This is a genomic window from Solidesulfovibrio carbinolicus (assembly GCF_004135975.1).
GTDB lineage: Bacteria > Desulfobacterota > Desulfovibrionia > Desulfovibrionales > Desulfovibrionaceae > Solidesulfovibrio > Solidesulfovibrio carbinolicus.
On sequence record NZ_CP026538.1, the window covers coordinates 1,631,504 to 1,654,267 of the forward strand.

22 protein-coding genes, 1 tRNA gene and 1 CRISPR repeat array (1 of these 24 running past the window's edge) are annotated in these 22,764 nt (G+C 61.4%); of the genes, 2 read left to right on the plus strand and 21 right to left on the minus strand.

All coding sequences use genetic code 11. From position 1 onward, the window contains the following. Positions 1-3,910: direct repeats of the CRISPR family, unit length 32 nt; unit sequence GTCGCCCCCTGCACGGGGGCGTGGATTGAAGC; it begins 1,962 nt to the left of the window's first position. 363 nt (positions 3,911-4,273) lie between these two features. The 6 genes from C3Y92_RS07220 to C3Y92_RS07245 form a co-directional block, all read right to left on the minus strand. After that, on the minus strand, positions 4,274-6,880 hold the full coding sequence (locus C3Y92_RS07220; RefSeq protein ID WP_129351157.1) for a hypothetical protein: 2,607 nt from the start codon (positions 6,878-6,880) through the stop codon (positions 4,274-4,276). After that, entirely contained in the window at positions 6,870-7,145 is a 276-nt protein-coding gene (locus C3Y92_RS07225) for a hypothetical protein (protein ID WP_129351159.1), read from the minus strand. Before C3Y92_RS07225 ends, C3Y92_RS07220 begins: the two co-directional genes overlap by 11 nt. Positions 7,146-7,235: 90 nt before the next feature. Then, positions 7,236-8,093, minus strand: coding sequence for a hypothetical protein (locus C3Y92_RS07230; protein ID WP_129351163.1), 858 nt, complete (start codon positions 8,091-8,093; stop codon positions 7,236-7,238). A gap of 826 nt (positions 8,094-8,919) precedes the next feature. Continuing rightward, positions 8,920-9,396, minus strand: coding sequence for a type II toxin-antitoxin system HicB family antitoxin (locus C3Y92_RS07235; protein WP_129351165.1), 477 nt, complete (start codon positions 9,394-9,396; stop codon positions 8,920-8,922). Between the two features lies 1 nt (position 9,397). Beyond that, a complete protein-coding gene (locus tag C3Y92_RS07240) occupies positions 9,398-9,595 on the minus strand; it encodes a type II toxin-antitoxin system HicA family toxin (protein WP_129351167.1) in 198 nt (65 codons plus the stop codon). 79 nt (positions 9,596-9,674) lie between these two features. After that, entirely contained in the window at positions 9,675-10,898 is a 1,224-nt protein-coding gene (locus C3Y92_RS07245; protein WP_129351169.1) for a tyrosine-type recombinase/integrase, read from the minus strand. Positions 10,899-11,043: 145 nt separating this feature from the next. Here C3Y92_RS07245 and C3Y92_RS21110 point away from each other — a divergent pair. Further along, positions 11,044-11,114: transfer RNA gene (locus C3Y92_RS21110), tRNA-Arg, on the plus strand. A 161-nt stretch (positions 11,115-11,275) separates the two neighbouring features. Here the strand turns inward: C3Y92_RS21110 and C3Y92_RS07250 are convergent. The 12 genes from C3Y92_RS07250 to C3Y92_RS07300 form a co-directional block, all read right to left on the minus strand. Further along, positions 11,276-12,016, minus strand: a complete 741-nt coding sequence (locus tag C3Y92_RS07250) for a DNA-methyltransferase (RefSeq protein ID WP_129351171.1) — start codon at positions 12,014-12,016, stop codon at positions 11,276-11,278. After that, positions 11,997-12,164, minus strand: coding sequence for a zinc finger domain-containing protein (locus C3Y92_RS07255; RefSeq protein WP_129351173.1), 168 nt, complete (start codon positions 12,162-12,164; stop codon positions 11,997-11,999). Before C3Y92_RS07255 ends, C3Y92_RS07250 begins: the two co-directional genes overlap by 20 nt. Before the next feature lie 144 nt (positions 12,165-12,308). Further along, a complete protein-coding gene (locus tag C3Y92_RS07260; protein ID WP_129351175.1) occupies positions 12,309-12,548 on the minus strand; it encodes a hypothetical protein in 240 nt (79 codons plus the stop codon). Then, positions 12,545-13,072 (minus strand): hypothetical protein, encoded by a 528-nt coding sequence (locus tag C3Y92_RS07265; RefSeq protein WP_235669642.1) that lies wholly within the window; start codon positions 13,070-13,072, stop codon positions 12,545-12,547. The genes C3Y92_RS07260 and C3Y92_RS07265 overlap by 4 nt, the downstream gene beginning before the upstream one ends. Further along, positions 13,072-14,169, minus strand: coding sequence for a hypothetical protein (locus tag C3Y92_RS07270; RefSeq protein ID WP_129351177.1), 1,098 nt, complete (start codon positions 14,167-14,169; stop codon positions 13,072-13,074). Before C3Y92_RS07270 ends, C3Y92_RS07265 begins: the two co-directional genes overlap by 1 nt. 3 nt (positions 14,170-14,172) lie before the next feature. Continuing rightward, positions 14,173-14,496, minus strand: a complete 324-nt coding sequence (locus C3Y92_RS07275) for an amidohydrolase (protein ID WP_129351179.1) — start codon at positions 14,494-14,496, stop codon at positions 14,173-14,175. A 9-nt stretch (positions 14,497-14,505) separates the two neighbouring features. Further along, positions 14,506-15,042 carry a hypothetical protein gene (locus tag C3Y92_RS07280; RefSeq protein ID WP_207214032.1) on the minus strand — a complete coding sequence of 179 codons (537 nt, stop codon included), beginning with the start codon at positions 15,040-15,042 and terminating at the stop codon, positions 14,506-14,508. After that, positions 15,039-15,761, minus strand: coding sequence for a hypothetical protein (locus tag C3Y92_RS21270; protein ID WP_207214033.1), 723 nt, complete (start codon positions 15,759-15,761; stop codon positions 15,039-15,041). Before C3Y92_RS21270 ends, C3Y92_RS07280 begins: the two co-directional genes overlap by 4 nt. Positions 15,762-15,764: 3 nt before the next feature. Next, positions 15,765-16,469, minus strand: coding sequence for a phage tail protein (locus C3Y92_RS07285; RefSeq protein ID WP_129351183.1), 705 nt, complete (start codon positions 16,467-16,469; stop codon positions 15,765-15,767). A gap of 3 nt (positions 16,470-16,472) precedes the next feature. After that, positions 16,473-17,093, minus strand: a complete 621-nt coding sequence (locus C3Y92_RS07290; RefSeq protein WP_129351185.1) for a putative phage tail protein — start codon at positions 17,091-17,093, stop codon at positions 16,473-16,475. Then, a complete protein-coding gene (locus C3Y92_RS07295) occupies positions 17,093-18,157 on the minus strand; it encodes a baseplate J/gp47 family protein (RefSeq protein WP_129351187.1) in 1,065 nt (354 codons plus the stop codon). The genes C3Y92_RS07290 and C3Y92_RS07295 overlap by 1 nt, the downstream gene beginning before the upstream one ends. A 1-nt stretch (position 18,158) precedes the next feature. Then, the gene (locus C3Y92_RS07300; protein WP_129351189.1) at positions 18,159-18,515 is read right to left on the minus strand and encodes a phage GP46 family protein; all 357 of its coding nucleotides are present in this window, start codon (positions 18,513-18,515) and stop codon (positions 18,159-18,161) included. A 58-nt stretch (positions 18,516-18,573) separates the two neighbouring features. On the opposite strand from C3Y92_RS07300, the gene C3Y92_RS07305 reads away from it, so the two are divergent. After that, positions 18,574-19,659: a hypothetical protein gene (locus C3Y92_RS07305; protein WP_129351191.1), complete on the plus strand. Its 1,086-nt coding sequence runs from the start codon at positions 18,574-18,576 to the stop codon at positions 19,657-19,659. Between the two features lie 18 nt (positions 19,660-19,677). Here the strand turns inward: C3Y92_RS07305 and C3Y92_RS07310 are convergent, their stop codons facing one another. From C3Y92_RS07310 to C3Y92_RS07320, 3 genes are read right to left on the minus strand one after another with little or no spacing between them, the layout of a single operon-like run. Further along, on the minus strand, positions 19,678-20,328 hold the full coding sequence (locus C3Y92_RS07310) for a phage baseplate assembly protein V (protein ID WP_129351193.1): 651 nt from the start codon (positions 20,326-20,328) through the stop codon (positions 19,678-19,680). Next, the gene (locus tag C3Y92_RS07315) at positions 20,325-21,425 is read right to left on the minus strand and encodes a phage baseplate assembly protein (RefSeq protein WP_129351195.1); all 1,101 of its coding nucleotides are present in this window, start codon (positions 21,423-21,425) and stop codon (positions 20,325-20,327) included. The genes C3Y92_RS07310 and C3Y92_RS07315 overlap by 4 nt, the downstream gene beginning before the upstream one ends. Beyond that, positions 21,409-22,764 carry a DNA circularization protein gene (locus C3Y92_RS07320; protein ID WP_129351197.1) on the minus strand — a complete coding sequence of 452 codons (1,356 nt, stop codon included), beginning with the start codon at positions 22,762-22,764 and terminating at the stop codon, positions 21,409-21,411. The genes C3Y92_RS07315 and C3Y92_RS07320 overlap by 17 nt, the downstream gene beginning before the upstream one ends.

Genomic DNA, 22,764 nt, shown 5'->3' on the forward strand with positions numbered 1-22,764 from the left:
CTTGATGGTGTCTTCGATGGACTCGGCCGGTCGCCCCCTGCACGGGGGCGTGGATTGAAGCAAATTGACCGTGGACGATCTCCAGAAGATCATGGTCGCCCCCTGCACGGGGGCGTGGATTGAAGCAAAAGCTCTTGGTTGCCGGACTGCGAAGCCGCGCGGGTCGCCCCCTGCACGGGGGCGTGGATTGAAGCAATCTCTCTGTGACGAGATCGACCATCTGCGCGGGTCGCCCCCTGCACGGGGGCGTGGATTGAAGCTGTTCCCCCACCTCTTACGAAGCCAGTGGCGTATGTCGCCCCCTGCACGGGGGCGTGGATTGAAGCTCTGTAACGAAAACAGCGAAAGCAAAGTGGGTCGGTCGCCCCCTGCACGGGGGCGTGGATTGAAGCTCCGTCTGACGGGGCGGCTTTTGCATCGCGCGCCTGTCGCCCCCTGCACGGGGGCGTGGATTGAAGCGCTTAATTGGTCCATCGCAAAACCTCTTTGTTGTGTCGCCCCCTGCACGGGGGCGTGGATTGAAGCACCATGCCGGCCATGAATATCACGGACGATCAGGGTCGCCCCCTGCACGGGGGCGTGGATTGAAGCCAGGCGCTGCAAACGGCACAATGGGCCGAGCTTATGTCGCCCCCTGCACGGGGGCGTGGATTGAAGCGTCCATCTCCCGACCGGCTGAACAATAGCCAAACGTCGCCCCCTGCACGGGGGCGTGGATTGAAGCACCGTCTCCGCGACCGACTAGGCGGGCCCCATGCGTCGCCCCCTGCACGGGGGCGTGGATTGAAGCTTGAGCTCGTCCAGTAGTTCGCCCATCTCGTCGGTCGCCCCCTGCACGGGGGCGTGGATTGAAGCTGTGCCGCCTCGGTATAGGCGGCCAAAGCCGGGAGTCGCCCCCTGCACGGGGGCGTGGATTGAAGCTCCCCATTGCCACATTGCCCCACAACAGTCCTCGCGTCGCCCCCTGCACGGGGGCGTGGATTGAAGCGGCCTCAGCGAATCCCAGATCAGACGGATTTTGGGTCGCCCCCTGCACGGGGGCGTGGATTGAAGCGAGCACCATGACGGCCATGGTCAGGGTCTTGGACTGTCGCCCCCTGCACGGGGGCGTGGATTGAAGCTGCGTTGCGTGTTGTGAAACCGGCCCCTCGCGGGAGTCGCCCCCTGCACGGGGGCGTGGATTGAAGCACTGTTCGCAACGACAACTCCGTCCGCCGGGCATGTCGCCCCCTGCACGGGGGCGTGGATTGAAGCTTGAACCGCGACACAACAGGGCCGCCAGCAGACAGTCGCCCCCTGCACGGGGGCGTGGATTGAAGCGTCTATGCGCCCCGGCGCGTTGGCGAGAAGATCAAGTCGCCCCCTGCACGGGGGCGTGGATTGAAGCTTGAACCGCGACACAACAGGGCCGCCAGCAGACAGTCGCCCCCTGCACGGGGGCGTGGATTGAAGCGTCTATGCGCCCCGGCGCGTTGGCGAGAAGATCAAGTCGCCCCCTGCACGGGGGCGTGGATTGAAGCCTTGGCCTACACGCCCGACGCCGAGCATGAGGTTTGTCGCCCCCTGCACGGGGGCGTGGATTGAAGCCGGTCCTTGTTGGCAGCGTTGCCGCTTCTGGCCTGTCGCCCCCTGCACGGGGGCGTGGATTGAAGCTCACAAGGTCACGAAGCAATGACGCACGACACGGTCGCCCCCTGCACGGGGGCGTGGATTGAAGCGAGCTGTCCGGCCACGTTGACCGGATCGACGCCACGTCGCCCCCTGCACGGGGGCGTGGATTGAAGCCCAACACCGCCGGCGCGCTCAACGTCATCGCCCTGTCGCCCCCTGCACGGGGGCGTGGATTGAAGCCGAGAGGGAAATGCGCCTGCGATGGCAGTATGTGAGTCGCCCCCTGCACGGGGGCGTGGATTGAAGCCGCTTATGTTAAACGGAACGGCTAGTACCGTGACGTCGCCCCCTGCACGGGGGCGTGGATTGAAGCACGTCCCCAAGGGCCGGCCCGAAGTCGGCCATCCGTCGCCCCCTGCACGGGGGCGTGGATTGAAGCGATTTTGCAAGGCACTGCGTCAGCCGCTCGACCTCGGTCGCCCCCTGCACGGGGGCGTGGATTGAAGCTTGCTCGAATCGCGTCAATTTGCGCTCAAACGCCAGTCGCCCCCTGCACGGGGGCGTGGATTGAAGCGTTGGCATCTTGGGCGCTAAAGTATTCAACGCCGCGTCGCCCCCTGCACGGGGGCGTGGATTGAAGCCCACCGTCAGAAACGGCGTCGTCATTAACGCCGTCGTCGCCCCCTGCACGGGGGCGTGGATTGAAGCAGCAACGACTATTCCGGCTCGTCCTACTCCTCGGCGTCGCCCCCTGCACGGGGGCGTGGATTGAAGCTGGACAATACCCCAGCCGGTCACAACGCGCCCCGGGTCGCCCCCTGCACGGGGGCGTGGATTGAAGCCTCGCCATAACCTCCCCCTTGTATCGCGCCGCCAGTCGCCCCCTGCACGGGGGCGTGGATTGAAGCCCTGACAGCGTTACGGAATTGTATGAAGTGCTGCGTCGCCCCCTGCACGGGGGCGTGGATTGAAGCCTGTCCCGGTCGCCGGCAAAGCACCGGTGGGACCGTCGCCCCCTGCACGGGGGCGTGGATTGAAGCTTTTTCGCCCGGGCCAGACCCAGGCCCAACAGGGTCGCCCCCTGCACGGGGGCGTGGATTGAAGCGCCGCGCGCCACGGCGTATCCATCGGAGCCGCCAGTCGCCCCCTGCACGGGGGCGTGGATTGAAGCGTGCGCAACGTGCGCAGCGGCCAGGTGTGGGCCGTGTCGCCCCCTGCACGGGGGCGTGGATTGAAGCATTCGTCCTTCAAATGATCGACTCAATAACTCACAGTCGCCCCCTGCACGGGGGCGTGGATTGAAGCAAGAAAAGATAAAGTCGGGCAAGCTCTCCCAGGAAGTCGCCCCCTGCACGGGGGCGTGGATTGAAGCGAGACGGAGGCGAAAAAGATGCGGCCGTCGATCAGTCGCCCCCTGCACGGGGGCGTGGATTGAAGCGACACCATCGGCGCATACGCCGAGAACTTGACCTGTCGCCCCCTGCACGGGGGCGTGGATTGAAGCTTGCGGATCAGGCCCATGATCCAGGTCGTGGTCTGTCGCCCCCTGCACGGGGGCGTGGATTGAAGCAAATTCCGCTCAGGCCTAAGGCGAAACCGCCGTTGGTCGCCCCCTGCACGGGGGCGTGGATTGAAGCGAGGACTACCGGTGCTCGGAAAACGGCTGGGAAGAGTCGCCCCCTGCACGGGGGCGTGGATTGAAGCGACAAAATTTTTGCGGACATCCGCCGCAATCTGAGTCGCCCCCTGCACGGGGGCGTGGATTGAAGCACGGCCCTGAACGATCATGCCGAAGTCGACATGGGTCGCCCCCTGCACGGGGGCGTGGATTGAAGCACTTCGTCCAGCGAACGGTCGGAAAGCACTTTCCGTCGCCCCCTGCACGGGGGCGTGGATTGAAGCGGCATGTGGGACTTGTACGAAGACCCGAACGCCGGTCGCCCCCTGCACGGGGGCGTGGATTGAAGCCCGACGTGTTGCGGCCTGTACGGCCATTACCTCAGTCGCCCCCTGCACGGGGGCGTGGATTGAAGCAACAGCAAGTACGTCTACGTCCACAACGCGCTGGACGTCGCCCCCTGCACGGGGGCGTGGATTGAAGCAAGGCTGATTTCGGCGATGTCGCCCACGGCGTAGGTCGCCCCCTGCACGGGGGCGTGGATTGAAGCTGGCCGACCAGGCCACCGACCTCGCCATGGTCGGTCGCCCCCTGCACGGGGGCGTGGATTGAAGCATAGTCGATATGGAAGACGCCGATCCGGCGCGCCGTCGCCCCCTGCACGGGGGCGTGGATTGAAGTGGACTCTGGCCCCTCTGCCCAAACGGGCTGGCGGAGTGCGTATGTCTAGATGATTGCTGCACCCAACTCTGGGGCTACCCTCAAAATGTGACTGGTTCGAAGATGCCCGACATGTCACGACAGTGGGTTTGGGGGAGAGAAAGAGCGGCCAAAAGGTGAAGCACGGGTTAAGATTTACCGAAAATAATGAATTTTATTAAATAGTAGAGTACAGCATTGGAGATGGAGGGCGAAATGCGGTCAATCCGGGGTGAAGGTTTGGCAGGTTCTTGAGGTTTTGTCCCAGCCCTCAAGACTATCTTATCTTCCTCACTGTTCTTTTTTGTCAGCTCCTTAAGAAAGAACCGTCAAAACCTCAGAAACCTATGCTTCGCCTGCTTTGACTTGGACGACCTGCCAACTGGCCATATTCGGGCCGGGGACTTGGACGAGCCGCAACCCATCGACGACACGGCCTTTATGCCGTTTTAGCCAGTGGCCCAGGCGGCGCGCGTTGACCCCAGGGCCATTCCTCTCGCCGGCGATGTCGTCAAGGACTTCAAAAAGCCCAGAATCGTTTGAGTGGCAGCGTTCTATGAGGTGCTTGATTTTTATGGCGCTTTTTCCAAACTCCTGCCACCAAAGGGTGAGGAGCGTGCGCAGTTGCCCCTGTTCCGGGTCCTCATCCATGATGGCGTTGCGGCTGGCGCAAGGGTCTGGTTCGCCGACCCACATGAGCGCGCTACGCACCAGGGCAGACCACTGGCCGAAGCCGCCGAAAGGGGTTCCACCCATGTCTGCCCGACCGGCGACGATGTATGCCCGCAAAATGGTCAAACAGGCGCTGACATACTCGGTGCGGTTTTCGAGTACGCGCTCGAGAGGATCAAAGGAGAACTGGCGTTCCTCCGGGCGTTCGCATCCTGGGTCAAGCCGGCAAAGCAAGGAGCGGCGAGGTAAATCGCCGGCCAATACCAGATTGTTGCCGTTGGCCGACCAAAGTGTCGTGCTGGGTATTTCAACGCTTGGCGAAATGCCAAGCGGTCGGACTTTGACCGTGCTGGCAGTGAGGGCTTGACATAGTAGGTCAGATTGCAATGTTCCATTGTAGTTGTCCAAGCTCACGAGTGGATCTCCAGATAGAAGGCTGCCTGATAGACGCTTTTCAAGCTCTACGCTGTCGGTCGTCGCTGCAAGGACTGCAGTCCTTCTACCTGTTGCTATTATAGCTGCAATGTCCATCAAATATGATTTTCCACTGCCGCGCACCGGTGCCGTGATTGCGAAAAGAGGCATGTGGTCGAGGATGGGGCGTACCATGGTGCTGAGAATAAGAGCCAAGGCAACGCTGCAATCCACGGGTTCAACAAAACTGAATCCTGACAGGAGATCTTTGATAAATTCAAGTTTATTTGTAGCTTCCGAGCGTGTCGGCTGGCTAGAGATTTTGACGTTGAGGCGGTGGGCGAAATAGTATTGGCTTTGGGGATCATATCCAGGCGTGAGCAGTAGGGTGCCGTCCGGTCGTAAAGTTGGACAAGTCAAAATGCCTCGTAAGGGCGGCATGGGCCATAGGCCGGCGCGTCCCATGATGGTGTCAGCGACATCTTTGGGTGGATCGGCGGCGCGAATCTCACCACTTCGGCGATCCAACTTTACAAATCTGCCATAACGCCCCAGCACATCCAGAATGAACGACTTTTGGGCCTCCATTATAACAAGTTTCTCTTGGGAACATGCAGTAGGGAAACTTTGTGAAGGTGTCGGCAGCGTTCCTAGGCGGACCAGTTGACTGCCGCGTTGATATATTTTGAACTCGTTTGGTAAATCGCATTTGGCAAGAACTGCCTCGCAGGCATCCACAAGTTCGCCAGATGCCCCTTTTTCTATACGAATGACTGGCGAATAATTGTTATTTTTTGTGTGGTCATGGTGCGCATTGGTGCTATTGATTTCATATTGATCTCTAGCAATGTCTTTAAAGTCGGGTAATGCCAAGGCGTACTGTTTAATATGCTGCATGACATGTGCGCTATCCCAGTCGTCTGCCTCAGCATCAGCCAAGTCCCAGCCGGATTTAACGCTCGCTGGCGGCAAGACAATGTGGGCAGCCGTGCCCATTGATGCAAGGGCTTCTGCCACGCCTATTGCCGCCTCATAGCCGCACCTGTCTGCATCAGGCCAGATAACGACCGGCTTTCCTGCCAGTGGCCTGAAGTCGGCCTTATGAACAGCCCTCGAGCCTCCTGGCCAGGAGACGGCTACGGCATCTGTAAGAAGGCGTTGGGCTGCGTCCGCTGTTTTCTCGCCTTCGCAGACAAGAACGAAGTCATCCGTGGTCGAGGCAGATAAGCGGTCAAGGCCATACAGGGGGCGAGGGACAGGAAAGCTCTTCCATTGCCATCGAGGCTTGCCGTTGGCCTCGCCGTAGACCTGGGGGAGAACTTCTTTGCTTCCGTCAGGCAGATTGAAGCGGCAGGCATAGCCCAGGATCTGTCCTTGCTCATTTCGATAGGCCCAGCGGGCAGCGACGGTCCGTGTGTCCCAGGAGCCGGCGACTTGGCGTCTGATGATGTCTGGCGGCGCGGGGGCGTGCGATGGCACAGGCATGATGATTTGTCCTGATGAGTTAGCGGCCGTTCCCCTTGGCTTGTCCGCTTTGTTCGAAAGGCGGTAGCGAGTCTGGTCTGAATAAACTCCCAAGTTTTCAGCGAGTTGTTGTGCTGCATCGCTTTGCCGCAAGTCATGGATAGCCGCGAACAGGGAGACCAGATCGCCTCCCTTGGCGTCAGTGGCAAAATCGGCCCACATGCCGGTGGCAAGGTTGACTTTGCACGATCGCCCTTGTCCACCGTCAAGGCTGGCACAGACGTATTCCTGTCCTTCTTGGCGTCCCCCAGGCAGCCAGGTGGTGAGTAGCTCGGTTATCCGTCCAAGTGCAGAGGCGTTGACGCGCCTGAAAGAGTCAGGAGACATCTGCTTATGCTCCATGGTCAGCCCGTTGCTTGTCGTAGCCAGGGCGCTCACGCAGGGTGGTTCGCCACCAAGCTAAGAAGGTGTCGCGGCGGACAAGGACTTTGCGGCCCGAGTAAATGAAGCACTCGCGAGGAATGTCGATGTCGGGATTGCTCCTGGCATTCTGGATGGTTCGCCAGTTGATGGCCCCGCCAGTCAGTTCGTCCAGGGCGAGCCCGGCAAAAACCGGAGGCAGGGCTGACTGTAGGGTTGAGACGGTTTCATCAAGGATGTTGGACATGAAGCCTCCCGTGAGGGTTGTCTTTCACGGGAAGCTAGCGAAATGGTAAGGCGGAAGGGATGGACAAAATGCGGGACAAACAGGGATATTTTATTTTGCTTTTTTCTTCTTTGATTTCAGTATTCTGGATGCTCGTTTGATGCATGCGTCCTTGCTTGTGCCTCCCTGTTTGAAATTCATGAGCTGCCCGATCCTCTCTCTTGTCAGCCCCCGGGCTTGTAGTTCGTTGGCAATGAGTGTGTGATCGCGGCAGAGGGTTTCGAGTATCATGACGATGTTCTCTATTGTTATGTCCTGGAGCGAGAAGTTTGTGTGTTGGATTCCGTTATCTTCAGAGTTGATAAAGTTTTGCTTTTCTTGCTCTATTTGTTTTAATAAATCTCTTTTTGTGGCGAATTCCGTGACGCTTGTTGGTTTTAGTTTGCGAAGTGTCGCGATTTGTTCATTAAATTCGTGTGACTCGAATGCTGCTCTGTATGCCTTTCTATAACTGCTTGTGCTAATCTCCGCATATACTTTTGAATTGTTCGGGCTTTTTTCAAATATAGTGTAGGGCAATGGGCGTTGTTTGGACTCAAGAAATATTTTCAGTTCTTTTTTATTTATATGGATTTGTAAAAAATTGTCGACTATAAAAGAAAAGTCTAGCGAGTTGTCGGAATTATCGTAGAGTTTCCCTTCGATTTTTATGTGTAGTCCTTCAAAGATAAACACAATAACCGTAAGTTGTAATAGGGTTGCAATGTTTTCTGTGGTAATGTTGCCGTCATAGTGGATGTCCATTGTGTTTCTAAAGGAGTCTTGTAGCCATAAACTTGTATTGTCTTTGTTGTGTCTGATGTAGTGTTCAATTATGTAGTTAATTCTACTGATATCGGTGTAGTATGGGTCTTTGCTTTCTATGAGAGCAGTTATTAATTCTGTTGTTGAGAAAATAGATTTCTTCATTGTAGCACTCGTGCTGTGATAAAGTTTAGTGTTTTTGTCTGGTGTGCCATTAAGGCGTTTGAATGGTCTTGTCTTTGTTTAAAGTCATGGGTTGTTTAACCCCGATGATTTTTGCTGTCAGGCTCTGGTAGGTCGGCTTTCATTCTGTCGTCCAGCTTGGCGGTAATAGATGATGCGCAGAAGGTCGTATTGGTCCATGGTGATCCCGCCGGGCTACACTGCAAATAAGCGCTTAGGGTCGACCTTGAAGAACCTGGACAGTGTGGCGCGGGCATATCGTCTTCCCGAGATCCGGCGGCACGATGGTTACTCGCGGCCTAGGCCGGGAAAATGGCGTTATCGTGCTTCTCGTCGGAACCCGCACTGAGTGCAAAACACCTTGTCCTCTGCTTTCCAGGAAGGTTTCCCGCAGGCTGGACAACGCGGTCCATGCACGGCTCCACAGTCTGGACACTTCAGGACGTAGGCATCTTGCGGTATGGTCAACCGTTGTCGCTTATCCGGTTCATGTCCGCAGGAGGGATGAGGCCAACTTTCTTTTTGTTGTGCCGCATCAAGCCAAACTTGGAACCATTCAGCTTCGAGCATCAAGTACGGCTCTTCCGCACCGCATTGGCGGCACACGGCCACGCTTTGGCGGATGACATTCTCTGAGCCGCAGATGCCACAGCAACCCCTGTCTCGCCGTTTGTCCTTGCAAGCCGTTTCGTGACGATCACGGCGAACCTTGCGGGTGTCGGGGCCATCTATTTCACAGGCTTCCCGCAGGAGGTCGTGTTTTAGCTTGGAGTCCATAAGGCCCTCGTTGAAGGCTTTGGGGTTACATCTATCCCCAAACGCGCTCCTTGCCCCGGTCGCCGAAGAAGCCGGGATAGATCGGGGACGGCTCGACGCGCACCTGGACGCGGTAGCCGAGGGCTTCAAGCGCCATTTCCAGATGGTCCCACTTGCTGCGGTGGTAGAGGTCCAGCAGGCGGCGCACGGACTTGGCGTCGGTGTGCAGCCGGACGGCCATCTTGAGTTGTGAGACGCCTTGATCCTTCATGCCCTGGTAGACGGCCAGCTTGACCACGGCCATGGGCGGTAGTTCTATGCAGCTTTGTCCTGCCGTGGGTTCGCTCGGGCTGGGGATGTCCTCGCCGTCGTCCATCATGGCGGAAAGCATGGTCAGGGCTGCGTCAAGCGCCATGTCCAGGGCCTCGGCTTCGTCCTGCCCGAAAGTGATGGTCCCGGGGATGTCGGGCACTTCGGCAATAACGGTTCCGTTTTCGTCCGGGGTCAGCACCACGGGGAAGCGCAGCATATTAAAGCTCCTTGGGGTCAATGCCCAACTGCTTGCACAGCATCTTGATGAAGACGGGGCTAATGTCTGCGTCACCGTGGACAGGCAGCGGGGCCTTGTTGCCGCCATGGCGAAGCAGGCAATGGCCGCCTTTTCCCCGGGCCGGCTCGACCACCACGCCGAGGGCGGCCAGCCGCCGCAAGAGTTCGCGCCCCTTCATGGCAAACAGGTAGGGCAGAAATGCCCGATGGTCAATGGCATGAGCTATTCCTTGCGCCCTTCCGGCAGGATCATGGTGCTTAATTCTCACCGATCTTAACGACCTTGCCCCGGGCCTTGGCCGCGTCCATGCCGGCTTCAAAGGTCTTGACCGCCCGGCGCAGCTTGTCCGGGGAAAGGTGGCTGTAACGCTCGGTCATTGCCAGCGTGCCGTGGCCCATGAGTTCCTTGACCGAATACAGGTCCACGCCTTGCTCAACCAGCCAAGACGCGAAGGTGTGCCTCAAGGTGTGGAAAACGACTTTCTGACGCGGATCGGTGACGCCCTTGTTGAAGCCGAGAGCGGCGACCACGCGGTTAAACGTCTCGGAAATCTGCACGATGCGCCCGCCATTGGCGGACAGGAAGACCAGATCGTTATGGCCTCGGCGTTCCATGGCCCCAAGCATCGCCGCCACGGCCTCGGTCATGTAGGCCGCCCGGGTCTTGCCGCTTTTGGTGTCGCGCAGGATGAGGACGCCGCGCTCCATGTCCACGTCGCCCCAAGTCAGGGAAAAGATTTCTCCGGCCCTCAATCCGCAGTGCAGGGCGAACAAGGCCATGTCATGGACGTTGGACTCCCTTTCGGCCAGGGCGGCAAGCAGGCGGTCGGCTTCATCATGGGTCAGGAAGCGCAGCCGGCGGGCATCGGCAGAGGGCTTTTTGACCAGGGAAACCGGGTTGTCGCCGGCATAGAGGCCATGGCGCTTGGCGAAGTTGAAGACTTGCCGCAGGGCGGCCAGGACGTGCCGAATCGTTTGGGCGGATCGACCGGCCTCGGCCATGGTCTTCTTGATGCGCTCCAGGTGGATCGGCTTAATGTCCTTGAGCGGCTTGTCGGCCAGGGTAGGGGAGAGCCACAGGCGATAGGCGGCTTCCTCGGCGTAGGCGGTATGGGCGGCCTTGTTGGCCTGGGCAACGGGCAGATACTTTTCCCAGGCCTGGGCGAGGGTGATGTTTTCGCGTTCCTCGACGGCACGGGCCTCGGCCTCGGCTTTGCGCTTGTCCTCGGCCAGTTTACGCTTTTCGGCCAGGGAGGTCGCGCCCTCGCCGGTCCTGGCCGCCTCTTGGAGCTTGGCCAGGGTCTGCGCTGCCTTGGCCGCCGTCCAGCCCTGGGACGCCCAACCGAGGGCCTCCTCGCGGCGTGATCCGGCCACCCGGAAGCGGATGGCGAAATACTGGTCAGGCTTCACGCCGTGCTTACGGGTCGGGTGCTCCCGATACCGGACGCCTTCGTGCTTGGTCTGCTTCCAGGTGTAGCCCATCGCTGTCCCCCGGCTTGTCCCCCAAAATTTTGTCCCCCACCTGTCCCCCAAAATTCGAGGAAACAGGGTGAAAATGGGTGAAAGCCTATGAGTGGGAAGTATGGCTTAACATCTTAATAGTCAACGCTTTTATGTGATCCTGTGAAGTTTAGTGAAGGTCTAAATAATCGCCTCCTAAGCGATAGGCCGTGCGTTCGATTCGCGCCGGGAGCACCATAAATTTCAAGGGGTTGGACTGTAAAGGTCCAACCCCTTTTGCGTTGGGGGTGATTTTGTCCATCCCCTGTCCATCCTTTGGGGAAAGAGGATATTTGTACGGCGGCGCGCGATTTGGCACTGATTAGCGCTATGTTTGGCACGCCGCCTGTTTTCTCCCTTTAGTTTTTTAACGCCTCTTCGGCGGCGCGGATTCGCGCGGCTGCGAGGGCGGCATATTCGGTTGATAATTCCACTCCGATAAAGTGCCTTCCTGTCTCCAGGCAGGCCATGGCCGTGGTGCCGCCGCCGAGGAAGGGGTCCAGGACCGTGGCCCCTTCGGGCGACACGGCCAGCAGGTCCTTGACGAGTCGCACCGGCTTGGCCGTGAGGTGAACCTTTTGCCTTGGGTCCACGGCATACGTGAAAACGCCCGGCAGGCATTGGCGGCTATGGGTTTGCATCCTGTCCTTGACGCCGTGGATGACGAACTCGGCGTCATGACGGAACGAACCAAGGCTTGGCCGGGCGTTGGGCTTGTGCCAGACGATAATCCCCTTCCATGCCCAGCCGGCGGCCTGGATCGCGTCGGTGAGGGCCGGGAGCTGCCGCCAGTCGCTAAAGACCAGGCAGGACGCGCCAGCCCTGGCCAGTCGCCAACACTCCCCGAGCCACAGCGACGCCCACATGACGAAAGAGCGCTGGTCCTTGAGGTCGCCGAGCATGGGAGGATACACCTTCCTGGTGCTGGCAATCTGGTACTTTGCCGCCGGGTTGACCTGGCGCGCCGACAAGTTCAAGCCGCCGCTGGAATACGGCGGATCGGTGAGCACCAGGTCCACGGCATCGCCGGGAAGTTCCCGAAGGATCGAAAGGGCGTCGCCTTGGTAAAGCGTGCCGTTGTCAAAGAGCTGTTGGGCCACGCGAGCATTCCTTGTCTGCCCTTTCGGGACTGTCCTTGGGGCTCGCGGCCCTCACGTGATTGATGGTGCGGCAGCGGGGGCATTTGATTTCGATGGTCCCGGTGCCTTTGGCCAGTAAACGTCCGCATTGTCCGCAACGTATCTCCATGCTTGCCTTTACAGGTTGGGCCGGAAGCGGTAGCCCTCTAACGCCCGCGCGGGCTGGAGCGCGGCTTCGGCCGTGGCGCGATGTTAGCGCATCGCGTCGGTGGGGCGGTGGCTGCCGCCCTGCCGCTCCTCTTCTTATTCTTTCCTAATACCTCGCTACCCGTTCTCCCCCTTCGTCTGGTTCGATGGAGCGGCGGCAATGGCCGGCTCCGAAGACGGCATCCAGGCCCATCTCCAGCAGACGGCCGAGGCGGCTGCCGGCAGCGGCGGCCTTGCCGGCCCGGCTCGAAACCGTTTCATCGGGATCGCCGCCGGTGAGGACGGAAAGGAACTGGTCCAGGCCGAGCAGGATGTTCCAGCCATAACGCGCAAGCCTGTTGCTCATAATTGAAAGACTCCGTCCTGGATTTGCTGCAAACGCTCGCCGGTGGCGATGTAGCCTTTCTGGCGCAGCATCAATAACGAGTTTTGGGTGAGGGGATCGGCCATATCGACATAGCCGACGGCGCGGATGAACGCCCACATGCGGCGCACGTCGGTGTCCGTGGCCTCGGCCAAGAGCACGGCGTCCAGTTCCTCTTGCGTCAGCAGGCGCATGAAGTCCGCCGGGGAATACCGGGATGCGGTTTGGCTGCCGTTGGTCGGCGGATTGGCTGCCCAGGCGGCAACTTCATTCCAGGAAGTCGGGAAAGCCAGTTGGTCTTGGACGCCATCGCGTTCCACAAGCGCCAGCGGATAGCCCGGGAAGGCCGGACAGCGCGCCACGCAAGCGTCATGGCCGGAGACGATGCGCACCGTGTCAGAGCCGATAGTTACGGTGACGTCATCGCCCTCGGGGATCGTGACGCCGAGAGTGGCCAGGAAATTTCTGGACGCGGCGGACAAGGGGTCGTGCAATATCGTGGTCATCAGGCGGCCCATCCCATGGTTGCAAAAGACTTTGACTGCGTAGAACCTGATCCGCCAGCACCGCCATAGTTCACGGCAGTGCCGCCTGGTGCTGAAATAGTGCCACTATTAGATAGCGTCCCGAGAAAAAACAGCGCAACACTCCCACCGCCACTAGAACCGCCGTTGTATAACGAGACATACGGGCACGAAACGCCCCCGGAGACCAACGATCCTCCCGTGTTAATAGTTGCATTTCCACGACAAATGACGATCAAAACGCCGCCTGTTCCAGACGCCGTGCCATTCCCGGCCGGATTGCCGGCACCAGGAGAATAGGCGTGCCCGCCGATTCCGCCATAGATGTCGGCATCCACTGTCGGCGGAGTGTTTTCGTAGCAGCCACAAGCATCGACACCGCCGCCCCACGGTCGGCCAGGACCGGACCGGCCAAAGTGCATACCCGCGCCGCCGCCACTGTATAAGTAGCTTCCCTGTCCACCTCCGCCGGTCCCTCCACCACTTCCAGCGTTACCGGTGTTTCCGACATAGTACGTGCCACTACCGCCCAGGCCACCCCTTGCCGGTTGCGCCGCACCACACCCGGCCGCCGAAATGATGGTGCTGCCATAGGGCGTCCACGTCGCCCAATCGCATTGCACATCACCCATTCCAGGGGGCGGACAGGCGTAGAGGGACGGATCAAAAATGCAGTAACCCGTGGTGCGAATCCACTTCAGAAAATCGGCGTAGCTGGTGTTTTTCCCGGTGAACGTGATGGACTGCGGGACGAAAGTATCTTTGTCCACAGCCCAATTTTTAGTCCCTGCCGCGCCTCGGGCCGTCATCGAAATAGAACCAGCAGCACCAACATTCAGTGCGTCACATATGGGCATAAAGCCACGGCATCGTTGCGCCGCCGTCATTGGCGCATTAACCGTCAGCGCTCCGTACCGCACGACTTGAATGGGGCCATCCAACGTCGTCGGTATGGACGTGGCCACGCTGATCGTCACGTCCCCCTTGGAGTCGTAGAGGTTGTAGAAATTGACGAGATTGACGCCCGGCGTCCAAACGGCCGTCCACGGTTGCTTGGCGGAAAGTTTCGAGACAGCCATGGTCTACCCCTCGTCTCCCGACGCCAGAAACGACACAGCCGCCAGCGTCGAAAGCGCCCGCAGCTTGTCCGGGGTGGCGCTGGCGGCGATGCAGACTTTGGTATCCATATGCACCTGCTCGCCCGGGCCAAGTGACGCCTTGAGGACGGTGGATTTGATCACGCCGGCGGCGGTGGTGAGGGTCACCGTGACGTCGGCGGAATCCACCGTACTGGTGTTGCAGACAATCAAACCGATGATGGCCACTTCGAGGGTGGCCGTCGGGACGACGAAGTCGGTGACGGTGTTGGCCGTCACGCTCGGCAAGGCCCAGGGTTTTAATGCCATGACGCGCTCCTAGCCAAAGATGATGGCCAGCCGCCTGGCCTTGGACATGTCGCAGGGCGGGCCTTGCTCGCCCCGGTCGCCTTTGAGGCCGGTGTCGCCCTTGTCGCCTTTGACGCCTTGAACCCCTTGCAATCCTTGCAGGCCGCGCTCCCCCTGGTCGCCCTTGTCCCCTTTGTCGCCTTTGTCTCCCTTTTCACCTTTCTGGCCGGTGAGACCCTGGGGGCCGGTGACGGCAGTGGTCACGTGCGCCCCCAGCTCCACGTTGCAGGGGGAATTGGGGATGGCCACAAAGCGCACGAAGGTGCCGCCGTAGGGATCGACGAGGCTTAGGGCGTATGAGCTGCCTTCGCTGCCCAGCTCATTGGGGAAAAGCGCCAGCACGGCTTCGCCCTGGGCATCGGTCAGGCCTGCCGCCTGGGCCGGGACGTCCAGGCCCTGGTAGCGCTCCTGGCAGGTGAGCGCCGCCTTGACCGTCGCGCCGGGGATGCCTTGGCCTTGGGTGTCCACAAAGCGGATCGTCACCGGGACGGTAGGGATGGCGCTCACGCCGTCGGCTCCTCGGGCCAGACGATGCCGGCCAGCACAGCTTCGACCGCTTCGGGCGTCGGGGCTTGGCGCACCTGTTTCTTGGCGGCCAGGCGCACGGCCTCGATGGCCCCGCCCATGGCGTGCCAGGCCTTGGCCATGGTCAGGATGGTTTCGGCCACGGCCTTGGCCGTGTCGGCGGTGATGCCCACCTCGCCGGCAATGAGCGGATAGTCGGCCGGCTCGGGGGCGGCCGCCTCCAGGAATTGCCGGGCTTGCGCCTCCTTGGCCATGTAGGTCATGGCCCGGCCGGGCGTCAGACTGATGTAGGGCGCAAGCCGCGCGTCGGCCTGGTCGTCTATGACGGCCTCGGCGTCGGCGCGGATCGCGGCCATGTCCGGCTGCCAGGTGTTCGTGGCCGCATCCCAGGAGTAGCGCCGCCCCGGCGGCGGCGTCAGGGTCAGGCCTTCGGGCAGCGGCCCAAACGCCTGGATGATGACAGGCTTGCCGTCGGCGGTGGCGTAGGCGACCTGGCCCCGGTGGTCCTCCTCCACGCGCCAGGCCTCGCCGTCAAAGACCGCAACCTGGCCGGCGGCCGTCAACGGCGGCTGGATGGGCGTGGCGTTGGCCGGCAGCAAGTAATTGGGGCTGCCGTCCGGGTTGTGCGGCCGGGCCGGGGACAGACGGGCCTCTTGTCGGCCGATGCAAGCGCCCTGGGCGTCGTATAAATAGAGCTGCATGGCCTACCTCCAACGGATGATGAACATGACGGAAACGTTTTTCATGCGGGTCTCCGCAGCCATGGGAACAGTGGAAAAAGCCCCGGCCTGGATGCCGTCCGACGACACAAGAAAATCCTTGGTGTAATAGTTGTAGGAGCCATTGTTCCAGGCCTGGGCATCGGGCACGCCGGTGCCGCCGCCGGCCGTGCCGACCACGCCGCCCATGGGGTGGTTGTGGCGCTTGATGGCGTCGTCCTGGCTGGAGCCGACGTGGTCGCCGCCGGTGCGCAGGGCCGCGTCGGGGTCTTTGCCGCGTCCGTGGTCCCAGCCGCGCGGCACCACGCCGCGCAGGTCCGGCAACCGGAAATAGCCGGCCGGAGCCGCGCCCCAGGTGGTGCCCAGCACGGCATGAAGGGCCGGGTAATCGACGATGAGCAGGGACGCGCCGTCGTACTCCAGCCAGTCGCCGCTGGCCGGCAGGGTCTCGTGCATCCACAGCCGGCCCTCGCCCACCATGCCCGCGCCGGAGAGCAGGCCAATGGCCTGGCGCAGCTGGTCATAGTCGCCCTTGACCGGCGTGATGCCGGCGGCTTCGATGGCGCGGGTAATGTTCTCCTGCACGTCGTTGAGCCAGGCGGCGGAAACCACCGTGGCCATCTGCGGGACCGTCGGGTCGCCTTCGGTAAAAAGACTGTTCACGGCTCCGGGGCCGTCGATGCGGTGCATGGGCTATCCTCCGTAGGCAAAGTGGACCAGGGTGTGGGCCGGGGCGGCGGCGCGGATGGCGCATTCCAAAAGCTGGTTGCTCCAGCTGGCCAGCGGTTCGCCCGCGCCGCTGACGCCGGCGCGAAACAGCGTCGTGGGTTCGCCCGAGGCATGGACCAGCCAGACGTATTGCCAGGGCGCGCCCTGGGCCAGGGACCAGCCGGCGCGCCAGCCGGCCGAGAAAAGGGCCTCGTAATTGGTGATGCGCTCGCCCGCCCGGGCAAAGCCGGCCCTAAACTGGCCGAACTCTTCGATGGTGATGGCGTAGCCGAGCTGGGCGGCCAGCCAGATGAAATAGGCCCGGTTGATGGCGGCGCGCTCGGCCAGGGCGATGGCCAGCAAGGCCAGGCGCTCCTGAAGCAGCAACCCGGGCTGGCGGCAGTCGCCGGGCAGGCCATAGACGCGCTCGTAATCCTCCAGCCATTCCAAGGCGGCCAGGGGGGTGAGGCCGCGCAACGGATCAAGGCTCACGGCCAGGGCCGTGTCCAGGGCCGCGCCGTCGGCGGCCAGCTCTTCCACGATCTGGCCGGTGGGCGCGTAGCTTAGGGGCAGCAAGGCTTGCAGCAAGGCGGCATGGCCGGCCATCACAGCGCCTCCGCCTGCACCAGGCCCAGGCGCGGCCATTCCAGGCGCTGGGCGTCCACCACGGCCACGAAATTGCTTTGCGGCACGCGCACCTGCCGATCAATCACGCCCGGCAGGCTGGAGGCCACGGCCTCGATCTTGGAACGGTAGACCACGCCGCCGGGCGGCAGGTCGGCCAGGGCCGCGCCCAAGGCCTCCTGGAGCTGGGCCGTAAACAGCGCCAAAGTGGTCACCGTGGCATCCAGGCGCACCGCCACCTTGACCGCGACATTGACCGGCGTGGGCGACAGCACCCAAGCGTCCATGCAGGCAGCCGGCCGCTTCTCATCCACCACGGCCTGAGCGGCGGCCAGCACCGACGGCGGGCACGGCCCGTCCGGCCCCAGCACGGCCACGTCCACCGCCCCCAATCCCCGGCGATGCGGATAGGTCCAGGCCCGGGACACGCCGGCCACGGACAGCGCCCAATGCTTGTAATCATAGGCATTGCCGCCTCCGGGCGGGTGCTGCATGTAGTCCAGCAGTCGGGCCAACAGCTCGGCATCGGTCTCGGCGGCCACGCCGCCGGACAGGGTCAGGCCGGCCTGGGACAGCACGCCTTCCGGGGCCTGGACAAACAGCACCGGCTCGCCGGTGAAGACAGGCATGACGCCGCCCCGGGCGGCCGCCACCGGCACGACAGCCCGGCCGTCCGCGTCCACGATGCCCTGGGCGGTGGTGGCAAAGAGCAGCCCCGTGGCCACGTGGCGCACGGTTTCGCCGGCCGGGACGACCGCGCCGGGCGTGCCCTGGATGACCAGGTCGCCGCTGGCCGCCATGGCCGGTTTGCGGCTGATGCCGCGCAAGGCGGCATGGCGCTCCAGATATTCCGGGTCTGACGTATCGGGCAGCACCTGCCGGGCAATCCACAGCTGATGCTGATACAAGCCCTCCGCGGCAGCGGCCACGGCCGTGGCGCGGATGTAATGATCGCTGTCCGCGTCCGTTGCGGCATCGGGCAGCAGGTTTTTCACGTCGCGCAGGTAAGCGGCGCGGATGGCTTCAAAAGTCGGGATCGTATACATGCTAGGCCACCTGCACCGGATGCTGAAAGGTGGCCACGCGGCCCAGGGCGTCCACAACGGTGATAAGGAGCAGGCAACGGCCGTCGTGGGGCTGTTCGGAAGCCACGCCGATGGAGCGCGCCCGGCCGTCGTCAATGAGCGGTTGCAGCGCGGCGGCGGCATACTGCCGAGCCAGCTTGCCGATGCGGGGCAGGTCCTTGGAGCGGGCCAGCTCATGCAGGCGGGAGCCGATAGAGGTGTCCGCCCACCACGAGCCGAGCGGCGTGGCGAGACGGATGTAGACGGCGTTGCCCAGGTGGTTTATGCGGGAAGGCAAATATTCGCCGGTATATGGATCAATGCCCTTGTCGATGCCCATGCCCGCCACCTTAGTGGCGGTTAGGGGTGGGGGATAGGTGAAGGGGTTCAGGGGATAGATGCATGAGTATCGAATTTGTTTGCCGCGCTATGGCGATGTACAACCAAAAAAAAGCAAATTATTAACTGTAGATGATGGTTATGGATACAGAGGGAAAGGCAGAGTGAAAACATATCTTCAAGGAGCCATTGAAATTTTGGAGAATTTTTTCGACACGAACCTTGGGGCGAGTGGGCTTCGAGATTTTCTTGAAAGACACGATTGCATTGAAGATTGGATACTGGCAAGCGATTACAGCCTGACAGACAAGAATAAACCGAACAAGATCATGTGTATATCAATAATGCCATACACAAAATCTTTTTCGAGCATCAAAGACGAGGTAGACACACACGCGCCAAAAGATATAAAGAACGTTAAATACCTAAACAAAGAATTTGTCTCGTACTTAGGGAGTGATTCTGTATTTCACATTTGTTTTGTTATTACAGGTGTTGCAGCACTCGGAGAAACAAAAGAAGATGTTGGCGAGATTGCTAGGAATTTCCTAAAGCTATATGAAGGCTTAATTAAAAAAAGCCCATCCAAGAAAGATCACTACAGTAAAGCAATGACTGGAATAAAAAAACTGATAGACGACACGCAAAGGAAACATTGTAGCTTTGAAATTTTTCAAAACATGCATTTTTTGAGTATCATTGTTGCATTTTTGTATTATTACATCAATAAATCAACATGTGCTAGCAAGATTGCTTGGTTTTCAGACAGAGATCCAATGACGACAAAGTATAAGAATTTACCATTTGAATTTCTAGTGACCTATTACGACTTAATCTCTGGGCTTAAAAAAAATAATAAAGAACGGGTTGAAATTTTTATTGGCTCTCCAGAGGCAAGCGGACCCATGTGGTATGACGCGATTACTAGGATTCCAGACTACATTGCTGGTTCTTTTGCTGACTGGAAAATCGATAAAAACGAATGCAAGAACAAATTCTCTCAGATAATTGAGAAGGTCGGGGCTAACAAAAAAACTTTAATTTTATTACGAATTGGCTTCCACAAAGAAAACATTGAATTTATACACCATAACATAAGAAATGTTCCCCACTTTAATGATAACGTTGCGACAGATGATTCGTAGTTTTTAATATTTATTGCCCTATTTGCGTTTGGGCGGGTCCGTCGGCCCACCCCCATCATTCTCACGGTGGACGTGATGCACCAACGAAACCCCACCGCTGACATGGTCCACGTCCGCCCTCGACGTCCCGGTGATATGCTGATTGCCGCGCCACACGCCTTCGCACTCGCCGCCGTCTTCGTCGCCGCCCATTTCCCATTCCGGGGCGTATAGCCCCATCCATTCGCTGGCCACGGCGCGGATGCGCTTGGCCTTCATGTCGATGTCATCCTCGACGTCGAACACCAACCGCTTGCATTCGACGGTGACCAGCTTGTCTTCCTTCAGGGTGATCTTGGCCCCGGATTGGTTGTAGACGCAGACTTCGCCGCTTTTAAGCGCGGCAACCCGGTAGCTGCCGTGTTCGGTGGCCACGATGACGCCGTGGGAGCTTTTGCCGCCAAGCGGCAGCACGATGCACTGCGTCCCAGCCGGCGGGGCCGAGGTGAAGCCGAAGTGCTGGAAGACCTCGGCGGCTTGCAACTGTTCGCCGGACAGGCCGTCGGCTTGCAGCAGCTGCACGCTGGGCGAAGTGTCCAAGGCGGTGAGCACGGCCCGAAAGCCCAGGCGCACCCGGGACAGGGCGCGGGCGATCTTGGTGTCCATGCGGCGCAGGAAGTCGTTGCTCATGACAGCTCCACCACCTTGCCGGCGCTTGCCGCCTTGCCCTTGCCCTTGCCGCCGCTGATCTTGGCCAGCTCGGGCAGCCAGACGCCGTCCTCTTTAAGCGTCAGCTCGGTGATGCTGCCCTTGTCGCGGCCGCCGAGAAACGTGCGGGCCATGAGAAAATAGGTGGCGTCCAGGCCGTGGGGTTCGCTGACCACTTGGATGCGCTGGCCGGGCGTCCAGGGTTTGCCGCTTTCGCTTACGCGGTGGCCGCGCACCCGGGCGGTGATGGTGAAGCCTTCCAGGCGCGAATCCATGAGCGTCTTTTGCGCCCGGCGCTTGGCTTCGGCCGCGCCGTCGCAGTCGCCGGCCACCAGGATCAGCGGCCGATAGCCCGGCACGTCCGCGTCGGTCTCCTGGTGCTTGATGTTGTGCTGGCCGTCGGTCGTCTCGGTGCCGTGGGCTTGGCCCAAGACCGTCACCTCGCTGTAGCGGCCGGAAACGTCTTCGGTGACGGCCAGCGACAGGACGTTGTTGCCCTGGCCGGACTGCCGCATGACCAGGGTGGCCACGGGCGCGGCAGTATAATCCGGGCCGCCGACCACCAGCGTGCCGTCCGGTTCGAACCAGGCCCAGCAGCCGTTGGCTTCGCAGGCTTGGGCCAGGGCGTCCCAGGCGGTCATGCCCGGTTCGATCTCCACCTTTTCCTTGGCTCCCGTGGCCTCCACCCGCACCTGCGACACGCCAAGGGGCCGCACAGCCAGGTCCACCACTTCGGTCAACGTGGCCTTGCGCCGCGTAAAAATGGGAGCCGAGCAATCCACCATCACGGCCGCCCCGTCCCGGCCGGAAATGGCCAGGGCGTTTGTGCCCTTGGCCACCTCGCGCTCGATGCGGTCAATGCGGCCGGTCAGCACCACGTCTTGCCCCAGGCAGACGTCCACGGCGGCCCAGGGTTTGACCGTGTCGGGCAAGGCGTCGGCCGGGATGCCCAGCGTCACCTGCCAGGCGTCGGCCGGGGTGATGAGGTGCGAGTCGATGCGGTAGGTGGTCCAGTCCCGGTGCTCCCGGCCGGCCAGGCGCACGGTGATGCGGTCGGTGTCGTCAGTTTGCGAAGCCATGGATGACCTGGCCCTGGGCCACGAAGTTGGGGTTGCGAAGGCCGGGATTGAGGCGCGCCAGCTCGGCCGCCCGGGTGTGGTCGCGGTAGAGCCAATGGGCCAGCAAGCGCAGGTTGCACTGGCCCGGGGCGGCGTGGCTGACCAGGGGCGGATGCAGATGAATGACGGTCGCCCCCAGCTCCTGGATGGCCAGGGCGGCCCCGCGCACCTGTTCGATGACCGGGTAGGCCTGGTGGGTGGGCAGCACCAGCCGGTGTTCTTCAATGCAGTCCCGCAGCCGCTCCCGCGTGCTGCCGACGACGGTTTCCACCTCGGCCGGGGTCAGGCTCGGGGCGGCGGCTTCGGCGGCCAGCACCTCCCCGGCGGCGTTGGCCATGGCCGTGGCCCGCTCCAGGTTGCACACGGCGGCGGCGATGGCCCGGGCCTGGCCCGGGGAACTGGAGAGGTCCGGGGAAGAGGCGGCCGCAGCCGTGCCCGTGGCCGGCAGGGTCAGGCTCGGCCGGGGCGCGGCCGCGCCGGTCAAGGGGCCGGTGGCCACGCCGCCGGCATAGGCGGCCGTTTGCAAACGGTACGGCGTGGCGGTCCCCCCCTTGGCCTGGGGCAGGCGCGGCAGCTTGTCGGATATGGCGGCCAGGGTGGCGAAACGGCCGAACTGGCCGGGCAGCCCGGCCAGGCCGACCACCTGGCCGGCCACGGCCCGGGCTTCGCTGACGAGCGCCTGGGGGATGGCCAGGACGTCGGCGGCCACCACCTGGGGCAGGCCGGCCAGGGTCCGGGCCGCGCCGGTCACGGACCGGATCGCGCCCAAGACCTCGCCCCGGACATAGGCCGATACGCGCCCGGGCAGCGAGGCGGCAAAGGCCACGTAGCCGGCAAGGGAAGCCAGCCCGGCCAGGGACAGGCAGCTTTCCAGCTCTCCGGCCAGCTCGGCGGCCTGGCTGGTCGCCGAGGCCGCCTTGGCGAAAAAGGGAATGTCCGGGCTGGCCTCGGTAAAGACCAGCTCCATCTCGGCATAGTCCGGGCTGTCCTCGTGGTGGTCCACCCGGTAGCTGCGGCAAACCATGTCCAGGGAGCCGAACACGGGATGGATCAGCTCGCCTTTGCCGGGCGTGTCCAGGGCTTCGATGAGGGCGGTGACGTCCTCTTCATAGTCGTCGCCCCAAAAGACGGCCCGCAAGGTGACCAGCCGGGGCCGCCGGCCCATGTCCTCGACTTCCGCGCCGTCGCGGTACGGGTATTCGTGCTGGACAATGGCCCGCTCGGTGTCGTCGCGGCTGGAAATGACGTCGAAAAGGATGTCCCGAAAGGAGGCGGGCAACAGCGTATCGCGCCAGGCCAT

What these genes read in the sequence shown, in the direction of transcription:
- C3Y92_RS07220 (WP_129351157.1), bottom strand. Translation starts at nt 6,880, where the DNA reads ATGGAGCATAAGCAGATGTCTCCTGACTCTTTCAGGCGCGTCAACGCC.
- C3Y92_RS07225 (WP_129351159.1), bottom strand. Translation starts at nt 7,145, where the DNA reads ATGTCCAACATCCTTGATGAAACCGTCTCAACCCTACAGTCAGCCCTG.
- C3Y92_RS07230 (WP_129351163.1), bottom strand. Translation starts at nt 8,093, where the DNA reads ATGAAGAAATCTATTTTCTCAACAACAGAATTAATAACTGCTCTCATA.
- C3Y92_RS07235 (WP_129351165.1), bottom strand. Translation starts at nt 9,396, where the DNA reads ATGCTGCGCTTCCCCGTGGTGCTGACCCCGGACGAAAACGGAACCGTT.
- C3Y92_RS07240 (WP_129351167.1), bottom strand. Translation starts at nt 9,595, where the DNA reads ATGAAGGGGCGCGAACTCTTGCGGCGGCTGGCCGCCCTCGGCGTGGTG.
- C3Y92_RS07245 (WP_129351169.1), bottom strand. Translation starts at nt 10,898, where the DNA reads ATGGGCTACACCTGGAAGCAGACCAAGCACGAAGGCGTCCGGTATCGG.
- C3Y92_RS07255 (WP_129351173.1), bottom strand. Translation starts at nt 12,164, where the DNA reads ATGGAGATACGTTGCGGACAATGCGGACGTTTACTGGCCAAAGGCACC.
- C3Y92_RS07260 (WP_129351175.1), bottom strand. Translation starts at nt 12,548, where the DNA reads ATGAGCAACAGGCTTGCGCGTTATGGCTGGAACATCCTGCTCGGCCTG.
- C3Y92_RS07265 (WP_235669642.1), bottom strand. Translation starts at nt 13,072, where the DNA reads ATGACCACGATATTGCACGACCCCTTGTCCGCCGCGTCCAGAAATTTC.
- C3Y92_RS07270 (WP_129351177.1), bottom strand. Translation starts at nt 14,169, where the DNA reads ATGGCTGTCTCGAAACTTTCCGCCAAGCAACCGTGGACGGCCGTTTGG.
- C3Y92_RS07275 (WP_129351179.1), bottom strand. Translation starts at nt 14,496, where the DNA reads ATGGCATTAAAACCCTGGGCCTTGCCGAGCGTGACGGCCAACACCGTC.
- C3Y92_RS21270 (WP_207214033.1), bottom strand. Translation starts at nt 15,761, where the DNA reads ATGCAGCTCTATTTATACGACGCCCAGGGCGCTTGCATCGGCCGACAA.
- C3Y92_RS07285 (WP_129351183.1), bottom strand. Translation starts at nt 16,469, where the DNA reads ATGCACCGCATCGACGGCCCCGGAGCCGTGAACAGTCTTTTTACCGAA.
- C3Y92_RS07290 (WP_129351185.1), bottom strand. Translation starts at nt 17,093, where the DNA reads ATGGCCGGCCATGCCGCCTTGCTGCAAGCCTTGCTGCCCCTAAGCTAC.
- C3Y92_RS07295 (WP_129351187.1), bottom strand. Translation starts at nt 18,157, where the DNA reads ATGTATACGATCCCGACTTTTGAAGCCATCCGCGCCGCTTACCTGCGC.
- C3Y92_RS07300 (WP_129351189.1), bottom strand. Translation starts at nt 18,515, where the DNA reads ATGGGCATCGACAAGGGCATTGATCCATATACCGGCGAATATTTGCCT.
- C3Y92_RS07305 (WP_129351191.1), top strand. Translation starts at nt 18,574, where the DNA reads ATGCATGAGTATCGAATTTGTTTGCCGCGCTATGGCGATGTACAACCA.
- C3Y92_RS07310 (WP_129351193.1), bottom strand. Translation starts at nt 20,328, where the DNA reads ATGAGCAACGACTTCCTGCGCCGCATGGACACCAAGATCGCCCGCGCC.
- C3Y92_RS07315 (WP_129351195.1), bottom strand. Translation starts at nt 21,425, where the DNA reads ATGGCTTCGCAAACTGACGACACCGACCGCATCACCGTGCGCCTGGCC.
- C3Y92_RS07320 (WP_129351197.1), bottom strand. Translation starts at nt 22,764, where the DNA reads ATGGCCTGGCGCGATACGCTGTTGCCCGCCTCCTTTCGGGACATCCTT.